This window comes from Arthrobacter sp. 2RAF6 (assembly GCF_052115205.1).
Lineage (GTDB): Bacteria > Actinomycetota > Actinomycetes > Actinomycetales > Micrococcaceae > Arthrobacter.
The window spans coordinates 39,604-48,024 of the sequence record NZ_JBFRGF010000038.1 but is presented as its reverse complement, the minus strand read 5'-3'; the positions used below and the strand labels follow the sequence as shown (position 1 = coordinate 48,024).

Sequence of the window (8,421 nt, the reverse complement as noted above, 5' to 3'; positions counted from 1 at the left end):
CGGGTCCTGGGCTCGGTGGGGGAGCCGATCAACCCCGAGGCCTGGATGTGGTACCGGGACGTCATCGGCTCCAACGCCGGCAACAACGGGGAAAAGAAGGAACACCCTGCCCCGATCGTGGACACCTGGTGGCAGACCGAGACCGGCGCCCAGATGATCGCCCCCCTGCCCGGGGTCACCGCGACCAAGCCGGGCTCCGCGCAGGTGGCGCTGCCGGGCATCGCGATCGACGTCGTGGACGAGGCCGGGGCCTCCGTCCCGGACGGGCACGGCGGCTACCTCGTGGTCCGCGAACCCTGGCCGGCGATGCTGCGCGGCATCTGGGGGGACCCGGAACGGTTCAAGGAAACCTACTGGTCCCGCTTCGAGGGCATGTACTTCGCCGGCGACGGGGCCAAGAAAGACGACGACGGGGACATCTGGCTCCTGGGCCGGGTCGATGACGTCATGAACATCTCCGGGCACCGGCTCTCCACCACCGAAATCGAATCCGCCCTCGTCTCCCACCCGTCCGTCGCGGAGGCCGCCGTCGTCGGCGCCTCCGACGAAACCACCGGCCAGGCCGTCGTCGCGTTCGTCATCCTGCGCGGGGACGCCGTCAACAGCGGCGACGCCACCATCGCCGAACTCCGCAACCACGTCGGCAAGGAAATCGGGCCCATCGCCAAACCCCGGCACATCCTCGTGGTCCCCGAACTGCCCAAAACCCGCTCGGGCAAGATCATGCGCCGCCTCCTCAAAGACGTCGCCGAAGGCCGCGACCCCGGCGACGCCACCACCCTCTCCGACCCCACCATCATGGCCCGGATCGCCGAGTCGCTGAAGAAGTAGGCTCTGCCCCAAACAAGCAAAGCCCCTCAGGCCAGCAGGCTAAGGCGGCGGTTCTCTCCACGGAGGACCGCCGCTTCTGTCTTAAACCCCCCCGTCGCAAGAATGTTATATTTAGTGCTTTCATGTTCTCTTTTGAGCGGTTATAGTCGAGTTCTACGTGAGAAAACTCACAAGCACCACGCTTTCAAGGGAGAGAACATGGCAGCGAATCTTGACCCGTTCCAGTCGGCCCACAATGCCGGCCCTGGACGCCGCACCATCCTGAAAACACTCGGTATCGGTGCCGCAGGGCTCGCCGGCATTCCGCTGCTGGCTGCTTGCACCGGAGGATCCGGGCCGGCTCCCGGAGCCTCCTCGAGCAGCCTGACCTTCGGCTCGGGTTCCTCGGACGATGTTCCCAAGGCCGCCTACAAAGCCGTCACGGATGCCTTCACCAAAAAGTCCGGCATCACGGTGGCCACCAACGTCGTTCCCCACAACGACTTCCAGAACAAGATCAACTCCTACCTCCAGGGCAGCCCCGACGATGCCTTCACCTGGTTCGCCGGCTACCGCATGCAGTACTACGCGGGCAAGGGCCTCCTGGCTCCCGTGGATGACGTGTGGGCAACGATCGGAAGCAACTTCTCCGACGCAATGAAGAAGGCCTCCACCGGGCCGGACGGCAAGATGTACCTGGTCCCCAATTACAACTACCCTTGGGGATTCTTCTACCGGAAGAGCTTCTGGGCCGAAAAGGGCTACGCAGTCCCCAAGACGTTCGATGAGCTGAAGACCTTGGCCACCAAGATGAGGTCCGACGGCATCATCCCCATCGGATTCGCGGACAAGGACGGCTGGCCGGCCATGGGCACCTTCGACTACATCAACATGCGCCTCAATGGCTACCAATTCCACGTGGACCTTACCGCCCACAAGGAAAGCTGGGACCAGAAGAAGGTCAGCGACGTCTTCGACACCTGGAAGGCCCTCCTGCCGTTCCAAGACCCCAATGCCCTCGGCCAGACGTGGCAGGACGCGGCCAAGGCCCTCGAAGCCAAGAAGACCGGCATGTACCTGTTGGGTTCGTTTGTGACCCAGCAATTCACGGATCCCGCTGTGCTGGCGGACATCGACTTCTTCCCGTTCCCGGAAATCGCCGTGGAAGGCACCGACGCCGTCGAAGCCCCCATCGACGGACTGCTCCTCTCCAAGAAGGGCGGCGACAACAAGGCAGCACACGACTTCCTGGCGTTCATGGGATCCGCCGACGGGCAGAACGCCTACTCGGCCGTGGATGGCTCCAACATCGCCACCGTCAAGGGCGCGGACACGTCAAAGTTCACCCCGCTGAACAAGAAGTGCGCGGACACCATCGCCAATGCCAAGTACATCAGCCAGTTCCTGGACCGGGACGCACTCCCTGCCATGGCCAACAACGTGATGATCCCCGCGCTGCAGTCCTTCATCAAGGACGGCTCCGTGGACGTCAAGAACCTTGAAGCGCAGGCAAAGACCCTTTACGCAGCCCAGTAGCTGAAGGAATCCCCATGAGTACTACCGCCGAGAAACCGGCAGCACCGGACAGCGAACCCGGTGCTGCCGGACGAACCACGGCCGGAAAAAGCCAGCCCGGCACCGGCAGGCGGACCGGCAAAGCAGGCAGGGTCCGCCGCCTCACCCGCCGCGACAAATTCATCCTCGCGATCATGGTCGGCCTGCCTACCCTGATCCAACTTCTGCTGGTCTGGCTGCCCACGCTCTTCTCCATTGCCCTGAGCTTCACCCGCTGGAACGGCCTGGACCTGAAGGACATCAAGGCCGCAGGGACGGACAACTACCACTATGTGGTCCAGGACTATCCCCCGTTCTGGCCCGCCATCCAACACAACGTCCTCTGGCTCGTCTTCCTGGCCCTGATCGCAACACCCCTCGGCCTGCTGCTGGCAGTGCTCCTGGACCAGAAGATCCGCGGCAGCAAGATCTACCAGAGCATCTTCTTCACGCCGGTCATGTTGTCGCTGGCCCTCATCGGCATCATTTGGCAGCTGTTCTACAATCGGGACAGCGGGCTGCTGAACTACCTCCTGGGCACAGCGGGCACGCCGCAGGCCGTTGACTGGTTCGGAGACTCGAACGTCAACATCTGGGCGGCCATGGTTGCGGCAACATGGCGTCACGCGGGCTACGTCATGATCCTGTACCTGGCCGGGCTCAAGGGCGTTGACCCCTCGCTGAGGGAAGCGGCGTCGATCGACGGCGCCAACGCGGCCCAGACGTTCTTCCGCATCGTCTTCCCTGCAATGCGCCCCGTGAACATCGTGATCGTGGTGATCACGATCATCGAGTCACTGCGCGCCTTCGACATTGTGTACGTCATCAACCGAGGGACCAACGGCCTTGAATTGATCAGCGCCCTGGTGATCCAGAACCTGATCGGCGAAGGCCAAGTAATCGGAGTCGGCTCGTCCCTCGCAGTGATTCTCCTGGTCATCTCGTTGATCCCCATCGTCTTCTACCTCATCCGCACCTTCGGCAAGGAGAGCAAGGCATGAGCACCCTCGCCAACCCCATCCCAAGCACCGCCGGAGCCGCGGCCGTCAACGTGAACTCCGGCAAGCGCCACTACGGGACCCATATCTTCCTGACCGTCATGGCAATCATGTGGCTGATTCCGCTGGTTTGGTCCTTGTTCACGGCTTTACGTCCCAAAGCGGATACGGACAAGTACGGCTACTTCAGCCTGGGCGGCACCTTCAATTTCGACAACTTCATCACGGCCTGGACCCAAGGCGGATTCTCGAAGTACCTCCTGAACTCGGTGATCATCACTGTCCCCTCGGTGCTCCTGACCCTGTTCTTTGCTTCGATGATGGCATTTGCCGTCTCCAGGGTGAGCTGGAAGTTCAACGTCACCCTCCTGATCATGTTCACGGCCGGCAACCTCCTGCCCCCGCAGGTCCTGGCGGCCCCGTTGTTCGAGATGTTCAAACATGTCACGCTGCCCTACTCATTCAGCGATTCCGGCAACCTGCTCAACACCTACATCTCGGTGATCGCCGTGGACACGGCGTTCCAGATCGGTTTCTGCACGTTCGTGCTTTCCAACTACATGAAGGCCCTCTCGTCCGACCTGACGGAGGCCGCACTGGTGGACGGCGCCGGGATCTGGCGGCAGTACTGGAACATCATCCTGCCGCTGTGCCGGCCCGCCCTCGCGGCGCTCGGAACCCTCGAAGTCATCTTCATCTACAACGATTTCTTCTGGCCGCTGCTCTTCATCCAAAGCGGTAGCCGGCTGCCGATCACTACCGCCATCAATAACCTGCAGGGCGAGTTCCTCAGCAACTACAACCTCCTGGCGGCCGGCGCCACTATCACTGTGATTCCCACCCTGATCATCTACCTCGTGCTGCAGCGCCAATTCGTGGCCGGCCTCACCCTCGGTTCCAGCAAAGGATAAAACGCATGGCAATGGACTACATCGTCGACAAGTTGGGCGGCCGGATCGCGTTCGGCGGTGACTACAACCCCGAACAATGGCCCGAAGAGGTCTGGAAACACGACGTCGCCCTCATGAAGGAAGCCGGAGTGAACCTCGTCAGTGTCGGCATCTTCAGTTGGGCCCTCCTCGAACCCGAAGAAGGACGGTATGAGTTCGGCTGGCTGGACAGGATCCTTGGCCTGCTCCACACGAACGGCATCAGTGTGGATCTCGCGAACGCGAGCGCTTCTCCCCCGCCCTGGTTCAGCCGCAAGTACCCCGATTCACTCCCGGTGGATGCCGACGGCGTCCGGCAAAGTTATGGTTCGCGCCAGGCCTTCGCGGCGTGCTCGCCGGACTATCGCCGGGCGGCAGCAGCCCTGACGACGGCGATCGTTCAGCGCTACGCGGGGCACCCCGCCGTCGTGATGTGGCATGTCCATAACGAGTACGGCTGCCACAACCAACCGGACTTCGGCCCCCACGCGGAGCGTGGCTTCCAGGAATGGCTCCAGGCCAGGTACGGGGGGCTGGACGCGCTCAACGAGGCCTGGGGCACGGCCTTCTGGTCCCAGCATTACTACGACTGGGCCGAGATCCTGCCGCCGCGCCGCTCCGGAACGTGGGTGAACCCCACGCAGCAACTGGATTTCGCGAGGTTCTCCTCCGATGCCCTTCTTGAGTGCTTCACCGCAGAAGCAGACATCATCAAGGCCAATTCGAAGCACCCGGTGACCACCAATTTCATGGGCTTCAACATGGGCCTGAACGCCCCTGTGGACTACTGGCGCTGGTCCGGGCACATGGATGTCGTGTCCAATGACCACTATCTGATTGCCGCCGACGAACGGAACTTCCAGGAACTGGCCATGACGGCGGACCTCACCCGCGGCTGGGCACAGGGCAAGCCATGGCTCCTGATGGAACACTCCACCTCGGCAGTGAACTGGCAACCCCGCAACGTGGCCAAAGCGCCGGGCGAAATGCTGCGCAACTCCCTGCAGCACGTGGCGCGCGGAACCGACGGTGTGTTGTTTTTCCAATGGCGGGCCTCCCGCGCCGGGGCCGAGAAATACCACTCCGGGCTGGTCCCCCATGCCGGGCGCGACAGCAAAGTGTGGCGCGAAGTGGTGGAGCTGGGCCGTGCGCTCGAGAGCATTTCGGAGGTGGCCGGCTCAACGGTCCAGGCCGAAACCTGCATCATCCACGACACCGACGCCCGCTGGGGCACCGAACTGGACTCGCACCCCAGCGAGGACGCACGGAACGTGCCCGAAACGAGGCGTTGGCACGACGCCCTCTACCGGGCCGGCGTCACCACGGACATCCGGCAAAGCACCGATGACCTTTCCGGCTACAAACTGGTGATCGCGCCCATGCTGTACCTGGTCACGGATGAAGGCGCGGCAAAGCTCCACGAGTATGTCGAAGCCGGCGGAACCCTGGTGATCACCTATTTCTCCGGAATCGTTGACGAAAACGACCACATCCGCATGGACCCGGTCAACGGAGGCGGTTATCCCGGGGCATTCTCTGAACTGCTCGGCGTGAGCATTGAGGAATTCTTCCCCTTGCGTTCCGACGATGCCGTGGGCTTGAGCCGCTTCGGCTCCGGGACGGTCTGGAGCGAGCTGGGTAAGGCAACCGGGGCGGAGGTTCTGGCCACGTTCGACGGCGGCGCAGGCACAAGCGGCGCAGGCACAAGCGGCGCAGGCACAAGCGGCGCAGGCACAAGCGGCGCGGGCACAAGCGGCGCGGGCACCGGCGTCGACGGCTCGCCGGCAGTGACCCGCCGGGCGGGTTCCGCCGGACGCGGTGCCGCCTACTACGTCGCCACGAGTCTGGGCCGCGCGGGACTGGCCGAACTGGTCCAGCTCCTCTGCTCGGACGCCGGGGTGGAGGCGGTCATGGGCGTTCAGCCTCCGGAAGACGTGGAAATCGTCCGCCGGAGCAACGGCACCAAGGACTGGACTTTCGTCATCAACCACAGCGCGCAGGACGTGGAGGTGCCGCTCGACGGCGTCGAGCTCCTGAGCGGAACCGCCACCGGAGGTACGCTAAACCTTACTGCCGGAGGCGTCGCCGTCGTCGCCACTCCCGCCTAACCACCCGCCGTCCCTCCAGAAAGGCTCCGATGCTTCAGGCAGCCCGCCACACCGCCATAGTCGACGCCGTCCAGCGTGAACGGGTTGTCCGTGTCTCGGACCTCGCGCAACTACTGGGCGTCTCAGCCATGACCGTTCGGCGCGACATCGAGTCGCTTGAGGAATCCGGACTCGTCGAGCGTATCCATGGCGGTGCCAAGATACCCGGCGATGCCCGGACCCACGAGCCCGGCTTTGAGCTGAAATCGACCCAGTTGATCGAGGAAAAGCACGCGATCGCCGTCGAGGCGGCCACCTTGGTCCATGAGGGCATGGCCGTGGGCTTGAGCGCCGGAACCACCACCTACGAGCTCGCCAAGGTACTCCTGGAGGGCCCGCGGATCACCGTGGTGACGAACTCCATCAGGATTGCTGATCTCTTCCACAATGCCTCGGGTTCCCGGGAGGGTTTCCCGGTCATCGTGACGGGTGGAGAGCGCACGCCGTCGGACGCTTTGGTGGGTCCCATCGCCACGGCCGCACTGAAGCAACTGCACTTGGACACCCTGTTCCTGGGTGTCCACGGCATGGATGCGGACGCCGGATTCACCACGCCAAACCTGCAGGAAGCCGAAACCAACCGGGCCTTCATCAGTGCGGCCCGCAACGTAGTGGTCTTGGCGGACCACAGCAAGTGGGGAACGGTGGGCATCGCCTCGATTGCCCAGCTGGAGGAAGCTGACGTGCTCGTGACGGATTCGCATCTCGGAGAGGATGCCCGGCGCATTCTCGCTGACGGCGTCGGGAAGCTCAGGATCGCCACGCCCTGAGCCCAACTAGCTCGCATTTGTTGTCGTTATGAGCCCTCAAAACGACAACAAATGCGTGGGCCCACGCCGCCAGGGTTCCCTGGCCGTGGGGCCCCATCGGCGAGGGTCCCTGCCTGAGCTTGCGAAGGCTGGGAGCCGGTGGGGACTTGCGAGGCGAGGGTGGCGGTGGGGACTAGTTGGGCTGGGAACGGCCTACGGGCACCCGCACGATTGCCGGATGCGGAGCTGGGTGGGGAAGACCCTGTGCTGCGGGGGTTCGTTTCGATTCTCGCCCACCAGCGCGGACACTGCGGCCTCTGCCATCTCCCAGACCGGCTGCTCCACGGTGGTCAGGGCAGGCCAGCTGTATTCGGCCTCGACAGAGCCGTCGAAGGACGCCACGGCGATATCGTCCGGAACGGACAAGCCGGCCTCGCGGATTGCCCGCAGGAGCCCGATTGCCTGCATATCCGAACTGGCGAAGATCGCCGTCGGGCGGTTGTCCGCGGCCAGGAGGCGTTGTCCGGCAGCGTAGCCCCCGGGGCGGTCGAACCCGCCGCGGGCGAGCGGCCCAACAGGGAGTCCGGCAGCTTCGAGCGCCCGCCGCCACCCCTCCTCGCGCCCATCGGCCTCGTTGTCGGCCGTGATGCCCATGGCGAGTCCGATGTTGGTGTGGCCGTGGCCGATCAAATGTTCCACGGCCAGGCGGGCTCCGGCTTCAAGATCCACGCCTACGCTGTTGAACCCGGGAGCAATCGAGGCATGGTTCAACAGGACCGAGGGGATTTCCGCGCCGAAGAGCTCCAGTAAATCGGGTTCAAACATGACGCTTGCCAGGACCACGCCATCTACCTGACGGGCGGCGAGGTTACGGATGTGGCGACGTTCGGAGTCCAGCTTGTTGTCGGAGTTCGTCAACAACAGGGCATATCCGCGCTCGGCGGCAGCCACTTCGACGGCGTGTCCCAGCAGCGCCCAGAACGGATTGCTGGAGTCCGGAATCACGAGGCCGAGGGTTTGGTTGGACCCCATTTTGAGCGCACGCGCGGCGGCATTCGGCCGGTACCCCAGGATCCGGATGGCTTCCTGGACCTTCGCTTCCGTCGCCGGGGCCACCTTCTTGGGGCCGCCGTTCACCACATAGCTCACGACGGCGGTGCTCACCCCGGCGTACCGGGCCACGTCTTTGCGCGTCACCGGTCCGCGCGGGGTGTGCACTGCCGAAGTAGTCATG

At 63.9% G+C, this 8,421-nt stretch carries 7 protein-coding genes; 6 read left to right on the top strand and 1 reads right to left on the bottom strand.

Annotated elements, in window-relative coordinates; translation table 11 throughout:
* The 6 genes from AB4Z38_RS21020 to AB4Z38_RS20995 all read left to right on the top strand — a co-directional run.
* Positions 1-831 (top strand): AMP-binding enzyme (locus AB4Z38_RS21020; RefSeq protein ID WP_441431494.1); only part of this gene is annotated, 831 nt, incomplete at its 5' end.
* A 198-nt stretch (positions 832-1,029) separates the two neighbouring features.
* The gene (locus tag AB4Z38_RS21015) at positions 1,030-2,346 is read left to right on the top strand and encodes an ABC transporter substrate-binding protein (protein ID WP_441431493.1); all 1,317 of its coding nucleotides are present in this window, start codon (positions 1,030-1,032) and stop codon (positions 2,344-2,346) included.
* A gap of 14 nt (positions 2,347-2,360) precedes the next feature.
* The gene (locus AB4Z38_RS21010; RefSeq protein ID WP_441431492.1) at positions 2,361-3,365 is read left to right on the top strand and encodes a carbohydrate ABC transporter permease; all 1,005 of its coding nucleotides are present in this window, start codon (positions 2,361-2,363) and stop codon (positions 3,363-3,365) included.
* Entirely contained in the window at positions 3,362-4,273 is a 912-nt protein-coding gene (locus tag AB4Z38_RS21005; protein WP_441431491.1) for a carbohydrate ABC transporter permease, read from the top strand. The genes AB4Z38_RS21010 and AB4Z38_RS21005 overlap by 4 nt, the downstream gene beginning before the upstream one ends.
* A 5-nt stretch (positions 4,274-4,278) precedes the next feature.
* Complete coding sequence (locus AB4Z38_RS21000; RefSeq protein ID WP_441431490.1) at positions 4,279-6,399, top strand: beta-galactosidase; 2,121 nt, start codon at positions 4,279-4,281, stop codon at positions 6,397-6,399.
* A gap of 29 nt (positions 6,400-6,428) precedes the next feature.
* Positions 6,429-7,208, top strand: coding sequence for a DeoR/GlpR family DNA-binding transcription regulator (locus tag AB4Z38_RS20995; protein WP_441431489.1), 780 nt, complete (start codon positions 6,429-6,431; stop codon positions 7,206-7,208).
* A gap of 192 nt (positions 7,209-7,400) precedes the next feature.
* On the opposite strand, the gene AB4Z38_RS20990 is transcribed toward AB4Z38_RS20995, so the two are convergent.
* On the bottom strand, positions 7,401-8,420 hold the full coding sequence (locus tag AB4Z38_RS20990) for a LacI family DNA-binding transcriptional regulator (protein WP_441431488.1): 1,020 nt from the start codon (positions 8,418-8,420) through the stop codon (positions 7,401-7,403).
* Between the last annotated feature and the right edge of the window lies 1 nt (position 8,421).